Annotated in this window: 15 protein-coding genes and 1 pseudogene; 6 read left to right on the forward strand and 10 right to left on the reverse strand. The window is 71.2% G+C overall.

Annotation, left to right across the window (positions count from 1 at the left end):
• Positions 1-135 precede the first annotated feature (135 nt).
• Positions 136-639 (forward strand): AAA family ATPase, encoded by a 504-nt coding sequence (locus tag A6P39_RS18120; RefSeq protein ID WP_067050855.1) that lies wholly within the window; start codon positions 136-138, stop codon positions 637-639.
• 132 nt (positions 640-771) lie between these two features.
• On the opposite strand, the pseudogene A6P39_RS18125 reads toward A6P39_RS18120, so the two are convergent.
• The 3 genes and pseudogenes from A6P39_RS18125 to A6P39_RS18135 all read right to left on the reverse strand — a co-directional run.
• Positions 772-1,224: pseudogene (locus A6P39_RS18125) on the reverse strand (AAA family ATPase); the annotation flags it as partial.
• Positions 1,225-1,285: 61 nt separating this feature from the next.
• Complete coding sequence (locus tag A6P39_RS18130; RefSeq protein WP_067050859.1) at positions 1,286-1,996, reverse strand: LuxR C-terminal-related transcriptional regulator; 711 nt, start codon at positions 1,994-1,996, stop codon at positions 1,286-1,288.
• Positions 1,993-3,315: an ATP-binding protein gene (locus tag A6P39_RS18135; protein ID WP_443052882.1), complete on the reverse strand. Its 1,323-nt coding sequence runs from the start codon at positions 3,313-3,315 to the stop codon at positions 1,993-1,995. The genes A6P39_RS18130 and A6P39_RS18135 overlap by 4 nt, the downstream gene beginning before the upstream one ends.
• Before the next feature lie 175 nt (positions 3,316-3,490).
• Here A6P39_RS18135 and A6P39_RS18140 point away from each other — a divergent pair, with 175 nt between their 5' ends.
• Both A6P39_RS18140 and A6P39_RS18145 read left to right on the forward strand, forming a co-directional pair.
• The gene (locus A6P39_RS18140; protein ID WP_067050865.1) at positions 3,491-4,951 is read left to right on the forward strand and encodes a PspC domain-containing protein; all 1,461 of its coding nucleotides are present in this window, start codon (positions 3,491-3,493) and stop codon (positions 4,949-4,951) included.
• Positions 4,938-5,147 (forward strand): hypothetical protein, encoded by a 210-nt coding sequence (locus tag A6P39_RS18145; protein ID WP_067050868.1) that lies wholly within the window; start codon positions 4,938-4,940, stop codon positions 5,145-5,147. The genes A6P39_RS18140 and A6P39_RS18145 overlap by 14 nt, the downstream gene beginning before the upstream one ends.
• A gap of 158 nt (positions 5,148-5,305) precedes the next feature.
• On the opposite strand, the gene A6P39_RS18150 is transcribed toward A6P39_RS18145, so the two are convergent.
• From A6P39_RS18150 to A6P39_RS18160, 3 genes are read right to left on the reverse strand one after another with little or no spacing between them, the layout of a single operon-like run.
• Positions 5,306-5,833: a DoxX family membrane protein gene (locus tag A6P39_RS18150; protein WP_067050871.1), complete on the reverse strand. Its 528-nt coding sequence runs from the start codon at positions 5,831-5,833 to the stop codon at positions 5,306-5,308.
• Between the two features lie 35 nt (positions 5,834-5,868).
• The gene (locus A6P39_RS18155; RefSeq protein WP_067050874.1) at positions 5,869-6,084 is read right to left on the reverse strand and encodes a hypothetical protein; all 216 of its coding nucleotides are present in this window, start codon (positions 6,082-6,084) and stop codon (positions 5,869-5,871) included.
• Between the two features lie 22 nt (positions 6,085-6,106).
• A complete protein-coding gene (locus tag A6P39_RS18160) occupies positions 6,107-7,387 on the reverse strand; it encodes a hypothetical protein (protein WP_067050877.1) in 1,281 nt (426 codons plus the stop codon).
• A 190-nt stretch (positions 7,388-7,577) separates the two neighbouring features.
• Here A6P39_RS18160 and A6P39_RS18165 point away from each other — a divergent pair, with 190 nt between their 5' ends.
• Positions 7,578-8,465 (forward strand): DUF4429 domain-containing protein, encoded by an 888-nt coding sequence (locus tag A6P39_RS18165; RefSeq protein WP_067050880.1) that lies wholly within the window; start codon positions 7,578-7,580, stop codon positions 8,463-8,465.
• Here the strand turns inward: A6P39_RS18165 and A6P39_RS18170 are convergent.
• Positions 8,458-9,252, reverse strand: a complete 795-nt coding sequence (locus A6P39_RS18170) for a class II aldolase/adducin family protein (RefSeq protein ID WP_067050883.1) — start codon at positions 9,250-9,252, stop codon at positions 8,458-8,460. The two genes, A6P39_RS18165 and A6P39_RS18170, sit on opposite strands and share 8 nt — an antisense overlap.
• Before the next feature lie 140 nt (positions 9,253-9,392).
• Between A6P39_RS18170 and A6P39_RS18175 the strand changes: the two genes are divergently transcribed.
• Positions 9,393-9,866 carry a pyridoxamine 5'-phosphate oxidase family protein gene (locus A6P39_RS18175; protein ID WP_067050886.1) on the forward strand — a complete coding sequence of 158 codons (474 nt, stop codon included), beginning with the start codon at positions 9,393-9,395 and terminating at the stop codon, positions 9,864-9,866.
• Positions 9,867-9,869: 3 nt separating this feature from the next.
• Here A6P39_RS18175 and guaA read toward each other — a convergent pair whose 3' ends face one another.
• Positions 9,870-11,450 (reverse strand): glutamine-hydrolyzing GMP synthase, encoded by a 1,581-nt coding sequence (gene guaA / locus A6P39_RS18180; RefSeq protein ID WP_067050889.1) that lies wholly within the window; start codon positions 11,448-11,450, stop codon positions 9,870-9,872.
• Between the two features lie 284 nt (positions 11,451-11,734).
• Between guaA and A6P39_RS18185 the strand changes: the two genes are divergently transcribed.
• Positions 11,735-11,992: a chorismate mutase gene (locus tag A6P39_RS18185; protein ID WP_067050892.1), complete on the forward strand. Its 258-nt coding sequence runs from the start codon at positions 11,735-11,737 to the stop codon at positions 11,990-11,992.
• Positions 11,993-12,299: 307 nt separating this feature from the next.
• Here A6P39_RS18185 and A6P39_RS18190 read toward each other — a convergent pair whose 3' ends face one another.
• Both A6P39_RS18190 and A6P39_RS18195 read right to left on the reverse strand, forming a co-directional pair.
• A complete protein-coding gene (locus A6P39_RS18190) occupies positions 12,300-12,821 on the reverse strand; it encodes an SMI1/KNR4 family protein (protein ID WP_234379049.1) in 522 nt (173 codons plus the stop codon).
• A 5-nt stretch (positions 12,822-12,826) separates the two neighbouring features.
• Positions 12,827-23,425, reverse strand: a complete 10,599-nt coding sequence (locus A6P39_RS18195) for a LamG-like jellyroll fold domain-containing protein (RefSeq protein ID WP_079133580.1) — start codon at positions 23,423-23,425, stop codon at positions 12,827-12,829.
• Positions 23,426-23,673: the final 248 nt, after the last annotated feature.

Below are 23,673 nucleotides of genomic sequence, written 5' to 3' on the forward strand. Positions count from 1 at the left end.
ACAGCCCAGATCTGCTCAACGATGCGCTTCTGTTTCGCCTCTAGTGCTCTGACCACATAGGTTGGCCGGGTTGGGCTTCAGCGGGCGCGCTGCTGGCCGCTGAAGTCGGCGCGTCCTCGGGATTAATCTGTCTCGGTGACGGAGCGATTGAGCACGGTGGTGCTGATGTGTGGTCTTCCGGGAGCGGGCAAGACCACCTACGCGATGGACCTGGTGCGACGCGGTTACGTTCGCCTGTCGATCGACGAGGTGGTCTGGCAGCGACTGGGAAGGCGTGACGCCGGTCTGGTGCTGGATGCGGAGGCGTTCGACCAGCTCAAGGAAGAGGTCCGCCGCGAGCAGCGGCAGGAACTGGTCGAGCTGATGCTGGCCGGGCGCGATGTGGTGGTGGACTACAGCTTCTGGAGTCGTGCCGCCCGCGATGATTACAAGGCGCTGATTGAGAAGCACGGCGGCTGCTGGCAACTGATCCATCTCAAGGCGGATCGGACGACGCTGGAACGTCGCCTTGAATCACGGAACGACGAGGAGGGCCCCAACTCCGTCACAGTGGACGAGACCCTGTTCAGTCGCTACTTGACCAAGTTCGAGGAGCCGGCTGGAGAGGGTGAGCAGGTCGTCATGCAGCCCTCGACTTGAGAATTCTGGCTCCGCCAAACGGCGTCGCTTGACGCGTTCCGGATTGTCCCGCCCCTTGTCCTTCGCCATCAGGAAGCTCTGCCTCCCCTGCCAGTGCCGCGAGCACCTTGCGCCCGAGTCGTAGGGGTTGTCCCTGGTGGCGTCCCTGTCCAGCCAGACCTGTCGGCGGCCTTTGGGGTAGGCGCGGAGCCACTCCGACTCGACCCGCCGGTCCCCCAGCTCGAACCCGTAGGTCCAACGCACCCCGTCGTCCAGGACGAAGTCCGCCTCATAGAACGTGCTCTGTGCTGCCGACTCGGCGTCAAGAGCGAAAGGCTCGCGCTCGGGGACACCGGTGTAGGAGGTCCACAATCCGTAGGAGTCCAGGACCGCGCTTCTCATCTTCTTCAACGCGGTAATGACGTTCGACTTGCCCGAAGCGTTGGCACCGAAGGCTCCGAGAACCGGATAGATATCCAGCTGCTTGCCGTCCGACAACCTGACCGTGCGCCCCGCGTCGGATTCCTCGCCGGATGGGACGACGAAGGACGGCTCCTGCTCATCGCGCAGTGACCGCACGTTCGCTGTACGGAAACGCAGCAGCATGCGCCCCTCCTCCCGACGGGCCCAGCGTGGCGGTGTGATCGTCGGCGCGGCTGCCAGACAGTCACACCAGCCGTCGCGCCGTCGCCCAGCGGGTCAGTTCGTGGCGGTTGGACAGCTGGAGCTTGCGCAGGACCGCCGAGACATGGGACTCGACCGTCTTCACCGAGATGAACAGCTGCTTGGCGATCTCCTTGTACGCGTAGCCCCGGGCGATCAGGCGCAGCACCTCGCGTTCGCGCTGGGTGAGGCGGTCCAGGTCCTCGTCCACGGGCGGGGCGTCGGTGGAGGCGAAGGCGTCCAGGACGAACCCGGCCAGCCGCGGGGAGAAGACCGCGTCGCCCTCCTGGACCCGGAAGATCGAGTCGACCAGGTCGGTGCCGGTGATGGTCTTGGTGACATAACCGCGGGCGCCGCCGCGGATCACACCGATCACGTCCTCCGCCGCGTCCGACACGGACAGCGCGAGGAAGCGGACCGGCTGCTCGGCGTCCGCCGTCAACGCCGCGCACCGGCGCAGCACTTCGACACCGCCGCCGCCCGGCAGATGGACGTCGAGGAGGACCACCTCGGGCCGGGTCGCGGTGATGACCGTGACCGCCTGGTCGACGTCCGCGGCCTCGCCGACCACCTCGACACCGGTCTCGGCGGTCTGGCCGATCTCGGCCTGGACACCGGTGCGGAACATACGGTGGTCGTCCACGAGCACGACCCGTACGTGCCGTCCGCCCGCGCCGGCCCCCGTCGTGCCGTTCGCCTCGGTCGTGTCGCTCATGACGTCTTCTCCGCCCTCTCCATCTCCAGCTCGACCTCCGTGCCGCCGCCCGGCACCGCCCGCAGCCGGGCCGTACCGCCGTGGCGCTCCATGCGGCCGATGATCGATTCTCTGACACCCATCCGGTCGGCGGGTATCGAGTCCAGGTCGAAGCCCGGGCCGCGGTCGCGCACGGACACGAAGACCGTCTTCCCCTCGACTTCGGCGTAGACCTGTACGGCACCGCCCTCGCCACCGTACTTGGCGGCGTTCACCATCGCCTCGCGCGCGGCCTGCATCTGCGCGCCGGTCCTCTCGTCCAGCGGGCAGTCACCGACGATGACGACCTCGATGGGCACACCGTGCTTGTCCTCCACCTCGGCGGCGTTGCGCCGCACCGCCTCGGCGACCGTGTCCGGCTCGTCGGCCTCGTCCTTGCCGGTGCCCTCCGGCTTGTAGAGCCAGGTACGCAGGTCGCGCTCCTGGGCGCGGGCGAGGCGGCGCACCTCGTTCGCGTTGTCGGCGTTGCGCTGGATCAGGGTGAGGGTGTGCAGCACGGAGTCGTGGACATGGGCGGCGACCTCGGCGCGCTCCTGGGCGCGGATGCGCATCAGGCGCTCCTCGGACAGGTCCTGGGTCATACGGACCAGGTACGGCCCGGCGAGGAGCGTGATGCCGACGAGGACGGCGAGGGCCGCCTGGAGGACCGCGCCGAGATGGGCTGCCGAGCCCTGCATCACGAAGATGGCGGAGACACCGGCCGTGACGAGCAGGACACCACCGGCCGCGCGCAGCAGGGTGAGGGTGCGGCGCCGGCTGCCGACCTCGACCCAGCGGGCCCGGCGGGCGTTGTCCGCCTGGCGCCAGACGAGGGCGACACCGGCCGCGACGAGGACGGCGGGCAGCAGATATGCCTTGGCGGCGCTGCCCAGGTTGACGCTGCCGACGAAGACCATGGACACGATGACCATGAGGAGCAGCGCGACGATCTGCCCGCGGTCCGGCTTGCGGGCCACGAGTCTGCGGCGGCCGCCCGGCGCGGTCCCCGTGGCGACCGGCGGCTTGTGGTCGCCGACGCCGCCGACACCGAGCGGGACGAAGAACCAGAACGCCGCGTACAGCAGCGCGCCGAGACCGTTGGCCATGAACAGGCCGACGAAGGCGAGCCGCACCCAGATGACGGGCAGCCCGAGATGCCCGGCGAGGCCTCGCGCCACTCCGCCGAGCCAGCGTCCGTCGCTGCTGCGGTAGAGCTTGCGCGGCGGCCGCGGGTCGTCGACTGGCAGGCTTGCGGCTTCCGGCATGCCAATGATGGTCACATGGCCGGCGCGGCCAGGCATCAGGGTCGGCCCCCGAGACGCCCCTGATCTTCGGCGGGACCGGGTCGGGGAGCGCCGGGCAGCGGCGCTCCTGTGCTGCTCGAACGCTTCCCCGCCCCGGCTCAGGGCCGATTTCAGGGTTCGCCCAGGGTCGTCCCGACTGCCGTCGCGGCGGCCGGGCCGTCACCATGGACGCATGACGGATCACGAGCACGCCGCGACGGGTCCGGGACCCGGCCCCGGCCCACGCCCGGCCCCGGGCACCGGGCCGACGGATGCCGGGCCCGCCGCGACGCAGCGGACGGGAGCGGCCGGCCCCGGCACCCACCCCCGCCCAGGGGAAGAGGAGCAGGAGAAGCGGGAGCAGGAGCAGCAGGCCGCCACGGCCCCCGACCGGTTCCGGCGCGACCGCCGGCACAAGATGATCGCGGGCGTGTGCGCGGGCCTGGGCCGGCAGACCGACATGGACCCGGTGATCTTCCGGATCACGCTGGCCGTGCTGTCCGCGACCGGTGGCATCGGCCTGATCTTCTACGGCTTCGCCTGGCTCCTCGTGCCGTACGGGGACGAGGAGGAGAACGAGCTGCGCAAGCTGCTGACGGGCCGGGTCGACGGACAGGCGCTCGCCGCCGTGCTGTTCACCCTCGTCGGCTGCGGGATCTTCCTGACCATGCTGAGAAACGGCGGGGTGCTGACCTTCGCCGTGGTGGTCTCCCTGCTGCTCGCGGGCGCCGGGTACTGGTCGCGGCGCCGCGGCGCCGCCGACCCCGATCCGCTCGCCGCGCAGGCCGCGGCCGACGCCCCGCCCGAGGCACAGGCGCCGCCGGTCGTCACCACCTATCCGTCGTGGTGGCGGGACCCGATCGTCAAGGACGGCACCCATGTCGGCGGCACGGGCTATCTGTGGGGGCCGGGCGACACCCGTGAGCGGGAACTCACCTCGGTCGTCGACGTCCGCGTCGCCACTCCCTGGACCCACCAGGGCTCCATACAGCCGCGGCCGGCCGCGCCTGCGAGACCGCGCGGCCCGCGCTGGATCGGCGGCTGGGTGTTCCTGCTCGCCCTGCTGGTGGGCGGCCTGGGCACGGGGCTGACCTGGGACACGCACCCGCTGGGCACCAGCCTCCAGACCGGTCTCGCCGGTGCGCTGGCGGTCTTCGGCCTGGGCCTGACGATCAGCGCCTTCCTGGGGCGTACGGGAGCGGGGACGGTGTTCCTGGCACTCGTCACGGCGGCGCTGCTCGCCGGGGCGTCGGCCATGCCCAAGGACATCACCACGCACTGGAAAGACACCTCCTGGACACCCGCGGCGACGGCGCAGGTGCAGCCGAGATACGACCTCGGCACCGGCAGGGGCACCCTGGACCTGACCCGGATACGCCCTGCCAAGGGACAGACGGTGGCGACGGACGCCCATGTCGGCGCGGGCCAGCTCAAGGTGATCCTGCCGGCGGGCGGGACCGTGCGGATGGACATCGAGGTGGGAGTGGGCGACATCCGGTTGCCCGGGGACAGCAGGAAGGACGTGGACGTGCAGCCGCGCAGGCTTGCGAACGTGACACTGGTGCCCGCCAAGGGCGCCAAGGACGCCGGCACGCTGGACCTCACGCTCGGGGTCGGTCTGGGACAGGTGGAGGTCAGCCGTGCTGCGTCATGAGTTCCAGCCCGGGAAGCTGGTCGCCGGGCTCTCCCTCACCACCGCGGGTGCGCTCTACGCCGGAGACGCGGGCGGCCTGTGGGTGACACCGTGGTTCGCGATCGTGCCGCTGGTCGTGGGCGGTCTGTTCCTGGCCGGGATGACGGCGGGCGTGGCTCGGGCGATACGCAGACGGGGCGGCGCGGAGGGCGGCTAGGCCACGGCTAGGCTCTGTCGTCAAATCCCGTCTGGCCCACGACGCCTGGCACGCACTCTCGCCGCACCGGGCGGCTGCCCACCGTTGGCCGTCCGGCCGTTGTCACCGGGGGCGGGGCCGCGTGGCCTTCTGTGGATGGCCGGGGTCGCCTCCCTGGGCTACCAGGCGCCCTGCCGTTGTCGGCGCCGGGACCGCCAGGCCGCGTCCAGGGAGAGGTAGGGGGCGCCGGCGAGGATGAGGGGCAGCCACGCCATCAGGTAGGCGAGGTCGTTGCCGTAGTAGTAGGGGGTCGTCGCCCAGCTGACCGTCATCCAGAGGCTGAAGGAGATCAGCGCGCCGCCGAGCGCGGCCAGCCGGGCGAGGAGGCCGAGCAGGGTGCCGATGCCGACGGCCAGTTCACCGAGGGCGATGGCGTAGCCGAAGCCGACCGGGCTCTTCAGGGCCAGGTCGACCAGGGCCGGGATGGCGGCGGAGTCGCGGGCCGCCCGCATGGTGTCGCCGACCGAACCGGTGCCGCCGGACTTCATGAAGGCGCTGTCGGTGAGCTTGTCCAGGCCGGCGTAGATGAAGGTGACGCCGAGGAAGACCCGCAGCGGCAGCAGGGCGTAGTGGCCGGCGGTGTCCCGCCAGCCGCGGGGGCCGTTCAGCCGGTTCATGTGCGTGTCGGTCCGAATGCCGTGAGTCATCGTCGCCAGCCGCCTCTCGCCCGCCGTCCCGCCCCTCACTCGACGATACGTACGACAAGCGGTGCCGGTTCAATCCCTGCCCGGAGCTTTTTTCGGACGGACCCGGCCCACGGCGGTGAGTCCAGGGAGGTGGCAGTGGTGCAGCAGAGGGTGGTGATGTCGGGGGCGGGCAGGCCGTCGCCCTGGTCGTCGTACGTGTCGAGCAGGTCCCGGTATCCACTCGGTATGACCGACAGGGCGCTCTCGCTCATCGGTCCGCCGCTGCCCCGCCGCTCACTCCGTCACCTGGACGACACAGCGGTTGGTCGCCACTCCGGCCGCGGTGACCACCTGGATCTCCACGGCCCCGGGCTCGACCTCAGCCGGTACGGGGACGGTCAGGACGTGGTCGGCGGGGTTGCGGAAACCGCCGGTGACGGGGACGAGCGGGACGTGCACATCGACACTGCCGATGCGGACCACCGTGCGGGAGAGCCGGTCGGCGGTCCGGGCGCCGGGCGGGACGAAGCCGGCACCGCGGATCTCGATGTCGTCGCCGGTGCGGATCGGCCCGTCCAGATCGCCGGGTTCGCGGGCGCGGACCACGGACAGGACGACCGGGCGGCCGCCCTCGGCGTACTTGCCGGCCAGGTAGGTCGCGGCCGAGATCAGCACGATCACACCCAGTCCCCAGGGCAGGTCGGGCAGTTGGTCCGGGCGGCGGGCGAGCCGTACGGCGGCGAAGAGCAGGGCCACGGCGCTGACGGCGACGTACTGGATGTCGGTGAAGGCGCCCCGGCCGGAGTCGTCGGTGAGCAGGTCGGCGGCGCGCGGCCGGTGGGCCGGCACCTTCTGCAGCCGCTGGGCGAGGATGCGCACGCCCACCACCCGGCGCACCAGCACGGCGATGCCGCACACCACGGCGAGTACGGTCACCACGCCCGTGCCGCGCGCGAGGTCGAGTCCCGAGATCAGCGTGTCCCGTTCGGCGTGGTGGGAGGCGGCGGCCAGCCGGGCGGCGAGCAGCAGGACGGCGTAGCCGACGAACAGCACCCAACAGGCGGCCACGGTGCGGGAGGTGGACATCCGGTTGTCCTCGCCGATCACCGGGGCGAGCGCTCCGCCACGGGCCCGGTGCAGCCGGCAGGCGGTGGTCAACGTGCCCGCGACGACGAGCGCGGCGAGCAGGGCCGCGGTGCGGGCAGCGGTCCAGCCCGCACCGATCGCGGTGAGTGCCTCACCGAGCAGCAGGGCGACGACGGCGCACCACACGGCGGCCACCGTCCGCAGCCACAGCCCGGCCAGCCACGCCGCGCCCTCGGCGCGGCCGCGTTCGGCGACGGCCTCGGCCCGCAGGGTCAGCTCCTCGGAAACCCACTGGCGGGACGCCGAGGCCGAGTGCGCCACGGCCGGCGGCAGCCCCTGTCCGGCCGCGAACTCGTCACGGCGGCGCAGGAACGCGGCTACGGCCCGCCGGTGCCCCTCGCGCGCGCCGTGCGGACAGTCCCCGCAGGTGCAGCCGCCCTCGTGGGCCCCATAGGCACCCGTGTCCTGTCTCGCCTCCTGCACCGCCATGCCGGACGCCTGCCTTCCCAACGACTTGCCGGCACGGCCGGCGGCCCCTCGCCGGGCCGTCCCGTCGCCGCGCAACTCGCCTGTGCCGTCAGCGAATTGTGCCCTACGAACGGCCCTTCGGGTTCGTCGGACCGGGTCAGGGCGGGTGAAGCAGGAGCGTCCGTGTTGACCCGGCTGCGAGAATTCCCTTATGGCCGAGATCATCGCGCGGGACGGGACCTGGGCCTTCGACGGCAGCACGATCCGGATCACCCCGGGACTGCACCGGTCCGTGCCGCTGTTCCGGCAGACGTACGGGGAGATCTCCGTGCCTCTGGAGGCGGTCTCGGGCGTCGTCTACGCACCGGAGCGCAAGCGCGGCCGGCTGCGGATGCGGCTGCGCGAAGGCGCCGACCCCCTGCTCCAGGCGACGGGCGGACGGCTGCCCGAGCCGGCCGACCCCTACCGGCTGGCGGTGGACGCGGACCGCTCGGGGGTCGCGGAATACGTCGCGCAGGAGATCCGGCACGCGCTGCTCATCGACCGGATTCCGCAGGAGCCCACGGCGGGCTATCTGCTGCCGGGGCCGCCGGTGCCGGTGTCGGTGCGGTCCTCCGACGGCACGGTCTCCTTCGACGGCACCCAGGTGCGCATCGACTGGTCCGACACCTCCGACCGGGTCAAGCGCGCGACCGGCCCGCGGATCATCGGCCTGGGCGATCTGGTGCAGGTGGAGTGGCTGCCCAACTCCGGGTACGAGGACGGCTTTCTGCGGTTCGTGACTGCGGAGACGGCGTTCTCCAAGCTGCCGCCCGAGCGGGACCCCTACACCCTGGATCTGTGGGGCAGTGTGCGGCGCGACCTGCTGACCGCGCTGGTCGCGACCGCCGTCACCGCCCGGCTGCCGCATCCCAGCACTCGTGCGGACGGCACCCGCGACGGACAGGGCCGTCCCCGTCCGGCCGTACCGGCACAGGCCGATCTCCATGACGTACTGCTGCGCCGGCTGCGCGAGTTGGGCGAGCTGCACCGGGCCGGGGTGCTCACGGACGAGGAGTTCGCGAGGACGAAGGCCGTCGTGCTCAGGGGCTTCAGCTGAGCAGGTCCGGTTCGCTGCGGCTGATGTCCTGCCACAGCGGCTGGTAGTTGATCCAGGCCACCAGGTCGCCGCCGAGCTGTTCGCGGGTGGCGACGGCCTGTTTGTGGTCGATGAGGACGGGGCGACCGGCCGCCTTCGCCAGCAGCTGCACCTGGCAGGACCGCTCCATGGACAGGAACCACCAGGCCGCGGCGTCCACCGAGTCGCCGACGGTGAGCAGTCCGTGGTTGCGCAGCACGAGCGCCTTGCGGGAGCCGAGGGCGGTGGCGATACGGCGGCCCTCCTCGGCGTCGACGGTGACGCCGGTGTAGCCGTCGTAGAGGGCCACGTCCTCGTAGAAGGCGCAGCTCTCCTGGGTGATCGGGTCGATCAGCTCGCCGAGCGCGGCGAGGGCGCGGCCGTGCACGGAGTGGCAGTGGGCGACGGCGACGACGTCCGGGCGCGCGGCGTGCACCTGGGCGTGGACGGTGAAGGCGGCCTGGTTGACGTGGTAGCGGCCCTCGACGACCTGGCCGTCCTGGTTGACGAGGACGAGATCGCCGACGGTGACGTGCTTGAACGGCATGCCGAACGGGTTGACCCAGAAGCAGTCGGTGAACTCCGGATCGCGTGCCGTGATGTGCCCGGAGACCCCGTCCTCGAGCCCGGTCCGTCCGAAGATCCGCAGGGCACCGGCGAGCCGTTCCTTGCGGTGCCGGCGTTCGTCGTCGGCCGAGTCGTGCATCGGCGGCATGGCGAACTGCAGCTGGTCGGTGGGCAGCGGCAGGGGCGGGGTCGGCCCGTGCATAGGTCCTCCAGCACTGGAATTGCGGTCTGCGCCGGAAGTTACCGCCGGTCAGCGCAAAAGGGCAGAGGTGTTTTGTAAAGATGACGTACGCAGCGAATACACGACAGAGGTTGTCCGGTTTGCCGGTCAGACTGGCGCGCATGACACAGGTGAACTGGGCGGCCTTCGCCTCCGCCGAACCCGCACTGGCACGGATCGCCGAGGAGCGCTTCGGTGCCCACCGGCATCACGTCCTCGCGACCCTGCGCAAGGACGGCTCACCGCGCACCTCCGGCCTGGAGGCCGGCTTCCGCGACGGCGAGCTGTGGCTCGGCATGATGCCGGGCTCGCTGAAGGCCCTCGACCTGCGGCGCGATCCGCGCTTCGCGCTCCAGGCGAACCCGGGCGAGGGCACGGGGATGGGCGGCGGGGACGTACGGATCGCGGGGCGGGCGTACGAGGTCGAGGGCGAGCGGAAGTCCCGGTATGCGAAAGAGGTGGAACCGCCGCAACCGTTCCACCTCTTCCGTACCGAGCTGACGGAGGTCGTGCGGACCTGCGTCGAGGACGACCGGTATCTGGTCGTCCAGGTCTGGACGCCCGGTGGGTCCCTGCGCACGTTCAGGCGCGCGTAGGGCCTACTCCCACTCGATGGTGCCCGGCGGCTTCGAGGTGACGTCGAGGACGACGCGGTTGACGTCCCGGACCTCGTTGGTGATGCGGGTCGAGATGCGGGCGAGGACGTCGTACGGCAGCCGGGACCAGTCGGCGGTCATGGCGTCCTCGGAGGACACCGGGCGCAGCACGATCGGGTGGCCGTAGGTGCGGCCGTCGCCCTGGACGCCGACCGAGCGGACGTCCGCGAGCAGGACCACCGGGCACTGCCAGATGTCCCGGTCCAGGCCGGCCGCGGTCAGCTCCTCGCGGGCGATAGCGTCGGCGTCGCGCAGCAGGTCCAGGCGCTCCTTGGTCACCTCGCCGACGATACGGATGCCGAGGCCCGGGCCCGGGAACGGCTGGCGCTGGACGATCTCCTCCGGCAGGCCCAGCTCCTGGCCGACCATCCGGACCTCGTCCTTGAACAGCTTGCGCAGCGGCTCGATCAGCTTGAACTCGAGGTCCTCGGGCAGGCCGCCGACGTTGTGGTGCGACTTGATGTTGGCGGTGCCGGTGCCGCCGCCGGACTCGACCACGTCCGGGTACAGGGTGCCCTGGACCAGGAACTCCACGGCCGGGCCCTCGTCGGCGATGATCTCGGCCTGCGCCTGCTCGAAGACGCGGATGAACTCACGGCCGATGATCTTGCGCTTCTCCTCGGGGTCCGAGACGCCCTGCAGCGCGCCGAGGAAGCGCTCCTCGGCGTCGACGACGACCAGCTTGACGCCGGTCGCGGCCACGAAGTCCTTCTCGACCTGCTCGGTCTCGCCCTTGCGCATCAGGCCGTGGTCGACGTACACGCAGGTCAGCTGGTCGCCGATGGCGCGGGCGACGAGGGCGGCGGCGACGGCGGAGTCCACGCCGCCGGACAGGCCGCAGATCGCGCGCTTGTCGCCGACCTGCTCGCGGATCGCGGCGACCTGCTCCTCGATCACGTTGCCGGTGGTCCAGGACGGGGTCAGGCCCGCGCCGCGGTACAGGAAGTGCTCGAGCACCTGCTGGCCGTGCGTGGAGTGCATGACCTCGGGGTGGTACTGGACGCCGTAGAGCTTCTGCTCGTCGTTCTCGAACGCGGCGACCGGGACGACGTCCGTGGACGCGGTCACGGTGAAGCCCTCGGGGGCGGCGGAGCAGGCGTCGCCGTGGGACATCCACACGTGCTGCTCGGCCGGGGTGCCCTCGAAGAGGGTGGAGGACGTCCTGGAGACGTGCAGGTCGGTACGGCCGTACTCGCGGGCGCCGGTGTTGTCGACGGTGCCGCCGAGGGCCTGGGCCATCAGCTGGAAGCCGTAGCACATGCCGAAGACGGGGACGCCGGCCTCGAAGAGCGCGCGGTCGAGGCGGGGGGCGCCTTCCTCGTACACGGACGAGGGGCCGCCGGAGAGGATGATCGCCGCGGGGTTCTTGGCGAGCATCTCCTCGACCGGCATGGTGCTCGGCACGATCTCGCTGTAGACCCGCGCCTCGCGGACACGACGGGCGATGAGCTGGGCGTACTGCGCGCCGAAGTCGACGACCAGGACGGTGTCGGGGGCGGCGGCAGCGGGGTTCGCTGATGACACGGGGTGCCTTCCGGCGGTCGGGCGGGGGTCTGTGGTTCCGATTCTAACGGGGGCGGCCGGGGACCCTCTCCGGAAGGAGCCGTGGCATACTGCACCCATGCTCACGCACTCGACCTTCGTCTTTACCTATGGCAACCGGCCCGCCGGCTGCCATGGTCGTGCTGCTTGAGCGAACGCCAAGCGACTTCCCAGGCGCCCCGGGCCGACAAGGCCCGGGGCGTCTTGCGTTTTCCGGGTCCTGTCGTTCCGGGGCATCACCGACACCCTCGTCAAGGAGCCCCGACATGACCACCACCTCCCCGGAAGAGATCATCACCGACGCCCGGGAGCGGATCGACGTGCTCGACGACCGGATCATCGGCCTCATCCAGGAGCGGATGGCCGTCTCCGCCGTCGTACAGCAGACCCGGATCGCCTCCGGCGGGCGGCGCGTGCACCTGTCCCGCGAGATGGAGATCCTCGGCCGCTACCGCGAGGCCCTCGGCAAGCCCGGCACCTCGCTCGCCATGACCCTGCTCGAACTGTCCCGGGGCCGCATCTGAGTTCGGTCATCGTCTCACCCGTACGGCGCGTGACCGGCCCGCGCACCGCCTCGTTGAGGGGGGTGTCCGTGCCAGCCAGGGGCGGGCCCGACAGAACCACGCGTGGCTCGCTGGAGCGATGAGGCGTACGGGTCGTGCCGTACGCCGTGGGACCTCGCTCCGGGCAAGTGACCGGACGGCAGGGGACAGCAGCCCGGTCACCCAAGAGAACGACCGGCTCCGGGGACGCCCGGAGCCGGTCGGCGGAACACCCTCGCGGACACCGGCACGGCCGCACCGCCCGCCACCGGTCACACGAGACCACCGGTCACACGAGGGGACTGTCCGGCAACGACTCCCATCGCGGATCTCCCGTCGGCCATCCCCGCGGAAACCTCTTCTCCCGCACCATCAGCCGCAGGAATTCGGCCACTCCCCCGTCGATCAGAAGGAAGCCGGGGCACTGGCGGAAGGCAACGGCGACGTGCCACCGCTCCTCGGCCGGATCGCGCACCAGCAGGCAGACGTCTCCGTTCCCGTCGTGGTACGCCCAGGGCACGACACTGTCCCAGGCCGACGCCACAGGCGGCGGGATGTCGGGCACCTCCTGAAAGGCGGCATGCAGGTATCGCCGCTCCTCCCGCATGAACGTCAGCAGCGGATCGCTGCCCTCGGGGTGCGGGATGAAGAGGTGCCGGAACAGGACTCCGTCCCCGAAGCCGTCGACAAGCTCCTTGTAGTCACTGGGAAGTTCGCATCCCACCCACTCCTCCACGGCCCGCCAGGACTCCGGAGCGGCCGGACGGAAACGCTCCCGCTCGCCGAGAAGCGAGCGGATGGCACCCGGCACGTCGATCACCTTTCGTATGTCTGGGAGGAGCACACCGGATCCTTGCCGGCAGCCGAGTTGATCACGTAGCAGTCGACATCCATCCCGCGGTTCCCGTGCGCTTCCATGTGGATCAGGCTCGGGATTCCGGAACGGGGGTCCGCGTAGACGGGCGTCACTTCGTAGTGCACTGCCTGGCCGACCCGGATCTGGCCGGCGATGCGGTTCTCGATGCTACTCATCACCGGACTGTTCGCGGCCCGGTGCAACGGCACCAGGTTGCGCAGGTCGGTGCCCGAGCCGCCGAACTGACAGCCCGCGAGGTGACCACGTGCGCGGTTGCGGCCCGGCGGGAGCTTCCAGTAGTCGGGCGGTGTGATCATGCCGGATTCGCAGTCGTTGTTCCAGGCGGTCCTGCTGCCGTCGGCCATGTCCTGCGGCCCGGAGAAGTCGCCGACGATGCCCGTGGCACGACAGCCGTCGGGGCCGGGCCGGAAGCGTTCTCTCGGCAGGTAGACGATGTTGCCCGTGGCGTTCTCACCGGCCTGGTCGTCGCACATGTTCCGGTTGTCGGAGTCCCCGTTCGGGTTGCGGGACTCGTTGAGGTACGGGTCGGGCAGCTGCTGGAGCAGGCCCTCGGGCGAGTAGCGGTCGTCGTGCGCGAGCTGGAGCATCTTCAGCGCGCTGACGACGAGCTTGATGCCGTCGCCCGGCTTCCAGCCGCCGTTCCCGCCTCCTTCGGGCGTGGGCTTGGGCCGCGTCGGAGCGGGCTTCGGGTGCGGTCCGTTGTTGGGGTTCTGGTCGATGACCGGGCGCGGCCGGGGGATCACCCGGGGCCGGGCGTAGGTGGCGGTGCCGCGGCAGGAGTACGTGCAGGTGTACCCGTAGCTGCCGGCGTAGCCGCCGCCGTAGCTGCCCGTGTAGGTGAGGGAGGAGTAGCCGGCCATCGCCGCCTGGGCGCTGGCCTGCGCCTCGAGGGCGTCCGCGAGGCTGCTGGTGTTCGGGAACAGGTTGGACAGCGAGTAGGAACCGGTGTGGGAGTAGTGGCCGGTCGTGGTTCCGGAGTCGTCCCAGGAGCCGATGTGCACGTGCTGCAGCTGCTGGGAGGCCCATCCGGCCAGAGCCGTCAGTCCCACGACCGCCGCGTAGCCCTCGATCACGCACGCGTCCTCCAGGCAGTGCCCGGACGGGTCGGTGCCGTTCAGCGGGTCGGCGTCGGCGTAGGTGTAGCGGTCGGCCTGGACCGAGGGGCTCGGATCCAGCTGCCAGGAGTCACGGGACTCGAACGAGCCCGTGCCCGGCTGGTACCAGCGGGCGGCCATGTCGACGGCGCCGGAGTCCGGGTCGGTCCAGGCGGACTGGTAGCCGACGGCGGGGGTGGTGCCGTTGGTGGCGGTCCTCGTGCCGAAGGGGTCGTACGACGTCGAGCCGGTGACCTGGGTGCCGTCGGCGCTGAGGCCGGCGACCAGGTCGGTGTGCTGGTCGGTGACGGCCAGCTGCTTGGTGGTGCCGGTGGCGAAGGAGAGCAGGGCGCCCTGCGGGGTGCGGTCGTAGGCCGTGGTGCCGTCGCCGGCGAGGTTGTCGGAACCTCCGTCGTAGGTGAAGGCCGTCGAGCCACGGGTCTGGACGCGGTCCAGGGAGTCGTAGGTGTAGTTGGTGCCTGCGTCGGTGACCTTGCGGTCGAAGGCGTCGAAGGCCGAGGTGCGGGTGGTGCCGCTGCCGTCGTCCACCGAGGCCAGGGTGCCGCGCGGGGTGTAGGTGAACTTCGTGGCGCCCTCGGTGAGTTGGCGGTTGCGGGCGTCGTAGGTGGACGTGGTCGTGCCCGCCTGGGTGCGGTTGCCCGCGTCGTCCCACACGTACGGGGTCGTGGTGCCGTCCTTCGTCCAGGACGTGAGGCGGCCGGCGTCGTCGTAGGTGTAGGAGTTGTCCCCGGCGCCCGCCGTGCCCGTCGTCTTCTTCGACGTCAGGCGGTCGTCCAGGTCGTAGCCGTACGTGGTGGAGGTGACCGTGCGCGTGCCGTCGGGGCTGGTGACCGTGTCGGCGGTCAGCCGGCCCAGGGCGTCGTAGCCGTAGCCGCGCTGTGCCGTGACGGTGTACCCGGTGGCGCCGGCCGGCTTGGTGGCGTAGCGCTCCGCGGCCGGGCGTCCGGCCGGGTCGAAGTCGTACTGGACCTGGCTGCCGGTGATCGAGTCCGAGGCGAGGTCCAGCCGGCCGGCGCTGTCGTAGCCGTAGTCGGTGGTGCCCGCGGTGGTCTTGCGCCGGGTCATGTCGCCGTCGGCGTCATAGGTGTAGCTCGCGTCGCCCGCGGGGCCGGACGCGGTCAGCAGTTCGCCGCGGTCGTTGTACGTGTACGTGTTCTGGCTGGTGCCGTCCGCCGCGGTGACCGAGGTCAGGCGGCCCGCCAGGTCGTAGCCGAGGCCGCGGTCCGTGGTGGCCGCCGCGCCGGTGCCGGTCTCGTGGGTGAGGTGGCCCAGCCCGTCGTAGGTGCGGTCGCGGCGCACGCCGCCCGGCAGCAGTTCGGTGACCGCCTGGCCCGCCGTGTCGTAGACGGTGGTCCAGGTGCGGTCCGCGGCGGACGGGTCGGCGTCGGTGACCGGTTCGACGGTCGATTCGGGCAGGCCCCGGCTGGTGAAGGTGTAGACGGTGGTGTCGCCGCGGCCGTCCGTCACACGGGTGCGGTTGCCCGCGGCGTCGTAACCGAACGTCGTCGTGACCGACTTGGTGTCCGAGACCGGTTCGACCTGCCTGGTCAGCCGGCCCAGGGCGTCGTACGCGTACGTGGTGCGGGCCTTGGTCTGCGGGTCGGTCACCGCCGTGCGGTTGCCGTCGGCGTCGAACTCGGCCGTCGCGCCCCGCAGTGCCGTGGCGCCGGTGCCGTAGTCGGTCGTGGCGGTGACGTCGCCGAGGGCGTCGTACGAGGTCGTCGTCCTGCGGTGGGTGGCGTCCGTGGTCTCGGTGCGCCGGCCCAGGCCGTCGTAACCGTAGCCGGTCGTGCCGGCCGGGTCGGTCACGGACGTGACCTCGCCCGCCGGGTCGTAGCCGGCCGTCGTGGTGATCCCGAGGGGGGTGGTCGAGGCGGTCTGGTCGCCCGCGTCGTCCCAGGTGTAGTGGCTGGTCAGGTTCTGGGTCGTCGGGTAGCGCTCGACCGTCGTCGCGGTGAGCTGCCGGCCGAGTTCGTCGTACGTGGCCTCCGTGCGGGCGCCCGTCGGGTCGGTGGCCGCCAGTTGCAGGCCGGTCGGCGTCCAGGAGTACTGGGTGACGCCGCCGCCGGCGGCACCGGTGACCGGGCCCGCGACCACGCCGGAGCCGGCGGCGGACTGGGCCGTCAGCGCGTCGGCCGGGTCGGCGACCGGGTCGGTCTTGCTGGTCAGCCGTCCGAACTGGTCGTAGCCGTACTGGGTGACGCGGCCCAGCGGGTCGGTGACCGTGTCGGGCAGGCCCAGCGCGTTGTAGGTGGTGTGGGTCGTCGCGGTCAGGGCCGTCGTGGCGCCCGGCGGGGTGTAGTCGGGCAGTGTCGTCGCGGTCGTCCGGCCGAGGTGGTCGAACGTCGCCCGGGTCACCTGGCCGCGGGCGTCCTTGGTGTCGGTGGCGTCACCGAAGGTGTCGTAGCCGGTGAGGGTGGTGGGGTGGACCGTGGCGGGCGCGCCGCCGTTCTCCTCCGCCGCGACCGCCGGGGCGGTCTGCGCCACCAGGCGGCCCAGTTCGTCGTAGCGGTTGGTGGTGGTGAAGGCGGAGGCGTCGGCGCCCGGCTCGTTGCCGCGCGGGGTGACGGTGGTCAGCGGCAGGCCGCGGTCGTCGTAGGTGTGGGTGGTGATGTGGGTGGTGGTGCCGTCGGTGACGGTCTGCTTCGTCGCGTCGCCCGCGGCGTCGTACTCGGACGACACGGTGAGCGAGGCGGCGCCGGTGATCGACCGGGTCTGTTGCTTGACGCGGTCGTCGCCGTCGTAGCCGAAGGTGCTGACGCGGTTCAGGCCGTTCGGGTCGAATACGGTGCGCGTGGTGCGGCCGAGGGCGTCCACGGTGAAGGTCCGGGTCGTGCCGCCACCGCCGGTGACCTGCTGGGTCAGATTGCCCGCGGGGTCGTAGGCGTCGCTCTCCAGGACGATGTCGTGCTTGCTGCCGTCGGACTGGGTGACCTGCTTCGCGGTCGTGGTCGCCGGCAGGCCGTCGTCGTAGTACGTGTACGCCGTGGTGGCGCCCATCGCGTCCGTGGTGGAGGCGAGGCGGCCGGCCGGGTCGTAGGCGTCGGAGACGACGGTCAGGTCGTGGACGGTGCCGGACGGGTCGCCGGTCCAGTTGTTCAGGACCGTCGTCGCGTGCTGGCCGCGGGGGGTGTAGGTGTACGTGACGTGCGTGCCCGCCGGGTCCGTCATGCCGTCGACGCGGCCCAGTTCGTCGTGTTCGAGGTGGGTCGTGTGCTGTTCGGCGTCGGTGGTGCTGTCGTTGAGGCCGTGCGTGTCGTAGTGATAGGTGGTGGTGCGGGCGGGGTCGCCGCCGGAGGTGTCCTGCGTCGTCTCCGACAGCAGGTTGCCGTCCTCGTCGTACGAGCGGGTGAGGCCGGCCGTGTGGGTGGTGCCGGTGATCTCGTTCTTCACGGCGGCGCCGGTCTCGGTGACGATGTGTGAAACGGCGTCGTAGGCGTAGGTGGTGGTCACGCCGTTCGGGAAGGTGTCAAGGACCTGGGTCTCGGAGGTCTTGCGGCCCAGCCCGTCGTACGTGTACTTCGTGACCAGCCCGGACGGTGAGGTCACCTCGGCCACGTCGCCGTTCGCGTAGTAGCGGTACGACGTCCGCGCGCCGCCGGGGGTGGTCCGGGTCAGCACCAGGCCGGCCGGGGCCGTGCCGCTGCCGACCGCGGCCTCGGTGCCGGTGGTGTAGGTGGTGGCGGCGGTGCTCCCGTCAGGGCGGACGGTGGCCGTGAGCAGGCCCAGGCTGTTGTAGGCGTACGTGGTGCGGTAGCGGGCGTCCTTGTCGTCGGCCGAGCGCGGGTCGCTGTAGCTCACCGGCTTGTCGTTGCGCGGGTCGAGGGGGTCGCTCGCGTTCAGGTAGGAGGAACGGAAGCTCGTCCAGCAGGAGTCGGCGTCCCGGCAGGTCGTGGTCGAGACGATGTTGCCGCGGGCGTCGTGGCCGGTGACGGTCGAGTGGCCGTCGGGGTCGGTGACGGTGTGGAGGTTGCCCGCGATGTCGTAGGCGTACGCCGTTCTCGCGCCGGTCTCGTCCGTGTGGGAGACGATGCGCTGGCCGTGCAGGGCGTCGTAGCTGGTGGTGCTGGTGTGCTGCTGCGGGTCCGTGACCGTGACCGTGTTGGTCAGGCCGGAGGCGGCGGACTCGGCCTGGGCACGGTAGTGCGCGGAGACCTGGTCGGCGGTGAGTCCCTTGCGGTAGAGGGCGACCTCGTCGATGTCGCCGGTGAAGTAGTAGGTGCCCGAGGGCTGGCCCATCCAGCCGGTGCTGGCGTAGCCGGCGCCGAGGTAGGCGTAGTCGCGTGCCTGGTCGGTGATGGTGCCGGTCAGGGACCCGGTCTTTACGCCGTCCAGGTACAGGGACTGCGTGTTGCCGGAGGCCGACAGCACCACGTGGTGCCACTGGCCGTCGGTCACGGCCTGCGAGGAGACGATGGGCGTAGCCCCGGAGGCGCCGGTGAGATAGAACTCGCCGCGCAGTTTGCCGTCGCCGTCGATGTTCAGCACGGGCCGCCAGGACGTCGGTGTCTGCCCGAGCGGCGCGTTCTGAAAGCTCATCAGGACGCCTGAGGGCGTGGAGGTGCGGAACCACATCTCGGCCGACAGGTCCGTCGCGCCGGCCGGGACGGAGCCCGGTATGTCGATGTGGCCGGTGTTGCCGAGGTGGGCCGCCCGGTCGTCACCGACGCCGAACACGCCGGGGGTGTCCAGCTTGGACTGGAAGACCTGGCCGGTGTCGCCCCGGAACGTGGCGTTCAGGCCGGTCCCGCCGACCTCGCTGTGCAGGGCGGTGCCGCTGGTCTCACCGAGCCGCCAGTACGCGGCGGGCGCGTCCGCGACGGCGACGCCCCGGTACTGGTCGCCCATGCCCTCGACCAGGGCTCTGCGCGCCTGGATGTGGAGGTTGGGGGTGTCCGTGTACCCGAACCGGCTGGCCCAGGGAACGTAGCGCCAGGTCACGCTGCCGTCGGAGTTGGTCGTCGACAGGAAGGTCACCAGCGGCTTGTCGTAGAAGGCGACCTCGTCGATCTGTCCGGTGAAGTTGCGGTAGCCCGCGCTCTGGCCGTCCCATCCGGTGGAGGAGTAGCCGCCGCCGACGAAGACGTGCGCGAAGCGGTTGGTGTCGACGCCCGTGGACTCGCCGGCCTGGTAGACGCCGTCCACGAAGAGCGCCTGGGCGCCCTGGTTCCCCGTCAGCAGCACGTGGTGCCACGTGTTGTCGGTGACGGCGTCCGTGGACAGGAGGCTGCTCGCACCGCCGGAGAACCGGGCGCGCAGCTTGCCGTCCGCGTCGATCAGCAGCATCGGCCGCCATGAGGCCGGCGTGTCGCCGAAGTCCGCGTCCTGGTTCGTGACCAGGACACCGCCGGGCGTGCTGGTCTTGAACCACAGCTCCAGGGACATCGCGCTCTGCGTGCCGAGCGACTCGGCCGGCACCTCGAGCGCCCCGTCGCCGGTGAAGCTCGCCGAGGTGTCGTCGCCGTCCGCGAAGATGCCGGGGCTGCCGAGGCGGACCCCGTCCCCGTACTCACCGGCGAGCGCGTCGCCCAGCGGGCTGGCCGCCTCGGCGCCGGCCCGTTCGCCCAGCCGCCAGTAACCGGTCGGCCCGCTGCGCTCGATGGTGTCCGCGTAGGACGCCGAGGCCGTCGAGTAGGAGGGTGCCGACACCTTCCAGGTGCCGCCGTTGTCGTCGGTGGACTGGGTGAGCCGGCCGCCGACCGGGTCGTACGCCGCCGTGGCGTGCACCCGGCCCGAGGGCAGGGTGACCTTGGTCAGCTGCCCGATCGTGGTGCGCGCGGCGTAGTGCTCGGCGACGGTCGCCGCGTCGAGCGGGTGGTCGTAGAAGGCCACCTCGTCCATCTCGCCCTTGTAGCGGTACGTGCCGGTGGCGAGGCCCATCCAGCCGGTGCTGCCGTAACCACCGCCGAGGTAGGCGTAGTCACGGGACTGCTCGGTGAGCGCGCCGGTGAGGGAGCCGACCTTGGCGCCGTCCAGGTAGAGGGTCTGCGCGGTCGCCCCGGCGGAGAGCACGACGTGGTGCCACTGGCCGTCGGTCACGGCCTGCGGGGAGACGATGGGCGTCGCCCCGGGGGAGCCGGTGAGGTAGAACTCGCCGCGCAGCTTGCCGCTGCCGTCGATGTTCAGCACCGGGCGCCACGAGGTGGGCTTGTCGCCCAGCTCGGCGTTCTGGAAGCCGACGAGGACACCGGACGGGGTGCTCGTCTTGAACCACAGCTCGATCGCCGGGTAGGCGGCGGCCTTCAGGGTGTCGGCGGGAAGCTCGACGACCGAGTTCGTGCCGTCGAACCCGACGGAGGTGTCCGTCGTGCCCGCGATCGCGGAGTCCGTGCCGAGCTGGACGTCCCGGTAGACGGCCTCGTTGCGGCCGGTGCGCGAGACGGACTCGCTGACCGCCGCGGAGCCCTCGCTCTCGCCCAGCCGCCAGTAGGAGGTGGGGGCCGCGTCGAGGACGCCGCTGCGGTAGACGGAGCCGTCGCCGTAGCCGTAGACCGTGCACTTGGTGGTCGACGTCGGCGGGCAGACGGTGGTCAGGCGGTCACCGGTGTAGGTGTAGGTCCAGGTCAGGCCGGGTGTCCCGGCGTCGACCGGGCTCGTGGTCACGGAGGTGACGTGGCTGCCGGTCCAGGTGAGGGCGAGCGACCGGCCCGAGAGCTTGTCGGTGACCTTCTGCACCGGGCCGCCGCTCGTGGTCGCGCGCGTGACGGTCTGCTCGCGGCCCGCCACGTCCGCGATGCGGTCCAGCTCGCCGCCCGGCAGGAAGTGGTACGTCGTGCCGGAACGTTCCCGCAGAACCCAGCCGCCGTCCGTCTCATGGGCCAGCGTGAGGGAACCGCCGGGCGGGCCGGTGTACGTTCCGTCGGTGTTCTCGCCGAAGCGCGCCTGGGAACCGTCCGCCAGGGTCACCAGCGCCGTCGAGGTGTCCGGTTCCTCGCGCACCTTCATGTCCCAGGACGTCGACCAGCCGGTGCCGAAGGCCCCGTCCTGGCGCGGGTCGAGGGAGTTGTAGGTGCGAGTGACGGACAGTTCGGGGCCGACGGTGGTGATCGCCGCGTCGGTGGCGGCGGTGACGTAGTTGCCGGCGCGGGTGCCGATCTCCTTGCCGTCGTCGGCGCCGCCGAGGTGGCTGGTGACGGTCGGCTGCGGCACCTGGGTGGTCAGCAGCGCGGGGCCGGGCCGGGCCGAGGTGGCGGAACCGTCGTAGGCGTACGCGTACCAGGCGTAGGCCTTGCCCCAGGACAGCCAGCCGGAGGGCACCGCCCACTGCTGCTCGGAGCCGCGGGTGCCGGTCTTGCAGTTCTTGCGGAAGTTGCTGCCCTCGACCTCGCAGACCTCGAAGGTGTACTGGAGCGCCGACTTGGGGTAGTCGTCCGCGTCCGTGCCCTCGGCCCAGAGGGTCGGGGTGAGCGAGTCGGCCGTGATACCGCTGCCCGGCGATTCGGCGGTCAGCTGGGGCGGGATGTTGACCGACGTGATCTTCACCGCCGGTCCGGGGACACCGGCGGAGGTGAAGCGGCTGGTGCCGTAGTCGTCCATCGTCCACTGCACGGTGTACGTGGCGGGGTCCAGGGGCGCGATCTTCGCGTCCAGGGTCACGCTGTCACCCGGCGCCACGTCCTGGGGCATGGCCGTCCAGGCGATCTTCGAGCTGTCGGTGATCTCCTTGCCCGTGGAGTCGAACAGGTTGTAGCGCAGCTTGTAGTTGCCGCCCTTGGTCCAGGTCTCCTGGCCCTCGTTGGTGACGGTGACCTTCTCCACGCCCTGTGAGGTGGCGGTGACCGGAGTCGTGAAGTCGCCGATCGCGTAGGTGGCGCCGTACTTGGTCCAGGTGATGTCCAGGCTGGGCTTGCCGTTCGGGTAGTCGTCCGAACCGAACTGCTTCCAGCCGTTGGAGTCCGTCGTGGAGGCCTTCACCGCGAGGCCGTAGTTCTTCTTGCGGCCGTGGGTCCAGTCGTCGACCAGCTTGCGGCCGGCCGAACCGAGCTTGATGCTCTCCCAGGCGGGGCCGCACGACCAGGTCGTCGTGCCCGAGGGGCGCCAGCCGTGCGCGAAGCTCTTCGAGGCGAGCGACGAACCGGTCGCCGGGCCCGGGTACTTGCTGGTGGTGGACTCCGACCAGTTGGAGGTGATCGGCGACACGGTCACCGGACGGGCGGAGCACGACTGCGACCAGGTGTTGTAGAGGGCCAGGTCGGCGCCCAGGATCCAGGCGTTCTTCAGCGTGCTCTCCACGCCCGAGAAGTGCAGGAAGGCCGCGGCCTTGTGGCTGCCGCCGTCGTAGGTGCCCGCCTTCAGGACCGTGTCGGAGGCGAAGTTCTGGTCGTACGGGTACTCGACGTACGTGCCGGAGGTGGAGTCGAAGGACTGCACGGAGGGGTCGACGCGGACGGGGAAGACCCGGCCGGGGTCGTGGAGCCAGTCCTTGTCGAGCTTGACCACCAGGACCTGGCGGCCGTTCTCCTCGTCCAGGCCGTAGGTGACCTTGGAGGAGATCGCGCCCTCGTGGGAGTCCCCGGCGAAGTGGGAGTCCTGCATCCATCCGGCGGGGGTCCAGCCGCGCTGCCGGCCCTCGGCGTCGGTGAACTCGATGCCCCCGTGGCCGTCGGGTCGGGCGGTGAGTCCCTGCAGGTCGAGCGGGAAGCGCCACTCGGTGGGCGCGTTCTTGTCCTTGAGGACCAGGGTCTCCTTCACGGAGTCGTTGCCCGCGAGCAGTTCGAGGTCCGCGTGCGGACGCACCTCGGGGTAGGTGACGGTGCTGCCGTCCGCCCGCGCCGGGGACGCTGCCGCGCCGGACACGCCGTAGCCGACCGAGAAGCCGTCAGCCATGCGCATCCGTACGACGTCGGCGGCGTCGGCCGTGCCGGCGAAGTCGAGCGGCGCCTGCGTCGAACGGGTCTGCCAGCCCGCGCCGTCGCTCACGCTCATCGTGTGCGCGCCGGGCCCGCTCCGGGTGTCCCGGGGGACCAGGGTGGTGTCGATGGACTTCCAGCTGCCGTCCTTGGCACGGAAGTTGACCGGCTCGTCGTAGAAACGGGTGGTGTACGTGCCGTCCGTGTTCCGGAACACACGCCGGCGCTGCCCCCGCCGATTCGTGAGTTCCTTGCTGCGCTTGGGGTCGAAACCCTTGGCGACGGCCGCCCCGGGGGCCTTCGTCCGCCGCACCGGCCCGGGCTTCGGCAGCTTCACAGCGGCCCCGGCCAGCCGGGTCGTCCCCGTCTCGCCCTGGGCGGGCAACTCGCCGCGCCCGGTGCGGGGTCCGGCGTGACCGCCCTTCGCGAACGCCTCGGTGGCGTTCGCGGAAGCGGTGTGCCGACGGCCGGCCGCCGATCCCCAGTGCTGGTCCGGGGCGTTCCCGCCGGACGTGCCCGGCCAGCTGTCGACCGCGAGGGCGGCCTGCTGGGTTCCGGCCAGGACGGCGGTCATGAACGCCACCGCGAAGACAAGCGGACGTGCCGGACGCACTGATCCCCCTCAACTCTTACTTACTGCAAACGGGGGTCAGTACTAAACGACCACACGGAAGACGCACAAGTCGCACACATGTGCAGACGACCGTGAAGTGATCAACGCCATAGGTGATTCATCAACAAATTCCCGTAATTCGCGCAGGGGAAGGCCCGATGGCATCGAGGTCCGACGGGTTCCTGAAAGTGACTCACGTCACATGAAAA

Origin of the sequence: Streptomyces sp. FXJ1.172, assembly GCF_001636945.3 — a bacterium.
In the GTDB taxonomy this organism is placed as follows: Bacteria; Actinomycetota; Actinomycetes; order Streptomycetales; family Streptomycetaceae; genus Streptomyces.

Coding starts and splice junctions, on each gene's coding strand:
- A6P39_RS18130 (WP_067050859.1), bottom strand. CDS start 1,996: ATGAGCGACACGACCGAGGCGAACGGCACGACGGGGGCCGGCGCGGGC.
- A6P39_RS18135 (WP_443052882.1), bottom strand. CDS start 3,315: ATGCCTGGCCGCGCCGGCCATGTGACCATCATTGGCATGCCGGAAGCC.
- A6P39_RS18140 (WP_067050865.1), top strand. CDS start 3,491: ATGACGGATCACGAGCACGCCGCGACGGGTCCGGGACCCGGCCCCGGC.
- A6P39_RS18150 (WP_067050871.1), bottom strand. CDS start 5,833: ATGACTCACGGCATTCGGACCGACACGCACATGAACCGGCTGAACGGC.
- A6P39_RS18155 (WP_067050874.1), bottom strand. CDS start 6,084: ATGAGCGAGAGCGCCCTGTCGGTCATACCGAGTGGATACCGGGACCTG.
- A6P39_RS18160 (WP_067050877.1), bottom strand. CDS start 7,387: ATGGCGGTGCAGGAGGCGAGACAGGACACGGGTGCCTATGGGGCCCAC.
- A6P39_RS18165 (WP_067050880.1), top strand. CDS start 7,578: ATGGCCGAGATCATCGCGCGGGACGGGACCTGGGCCTTCGACGGCAGC.
- A6P39_RS18170 (WP_067050883.1), bottom strand. CDS start 9,252: ATGCACGGGCCGACCCCGCCCCTGCCGCTGCCCACCGACCAGCTGCAG.
- A6P39_RS18175 (WP_067050886.1), top strand. CDS start 9,393: ATGACACAGGTGAACTGGGCGGCCTTCGCCTCCGCCGAACCCGCACTG.
- A6P39_RS18185 (WP_067050892.1), top strand. CDS start 11,735: ATGACCACCACCTCCCCGGAAGAGATCATCACCGACGCCCGGGAGCGG.
- A6P39_RS18195 (WP_079133580.1), bottom strand. CDS start 23,425: ATGACCGCCGTCCTGGCCGGAACCCAGCAGGCCGCCCTCGCGGTCGAC.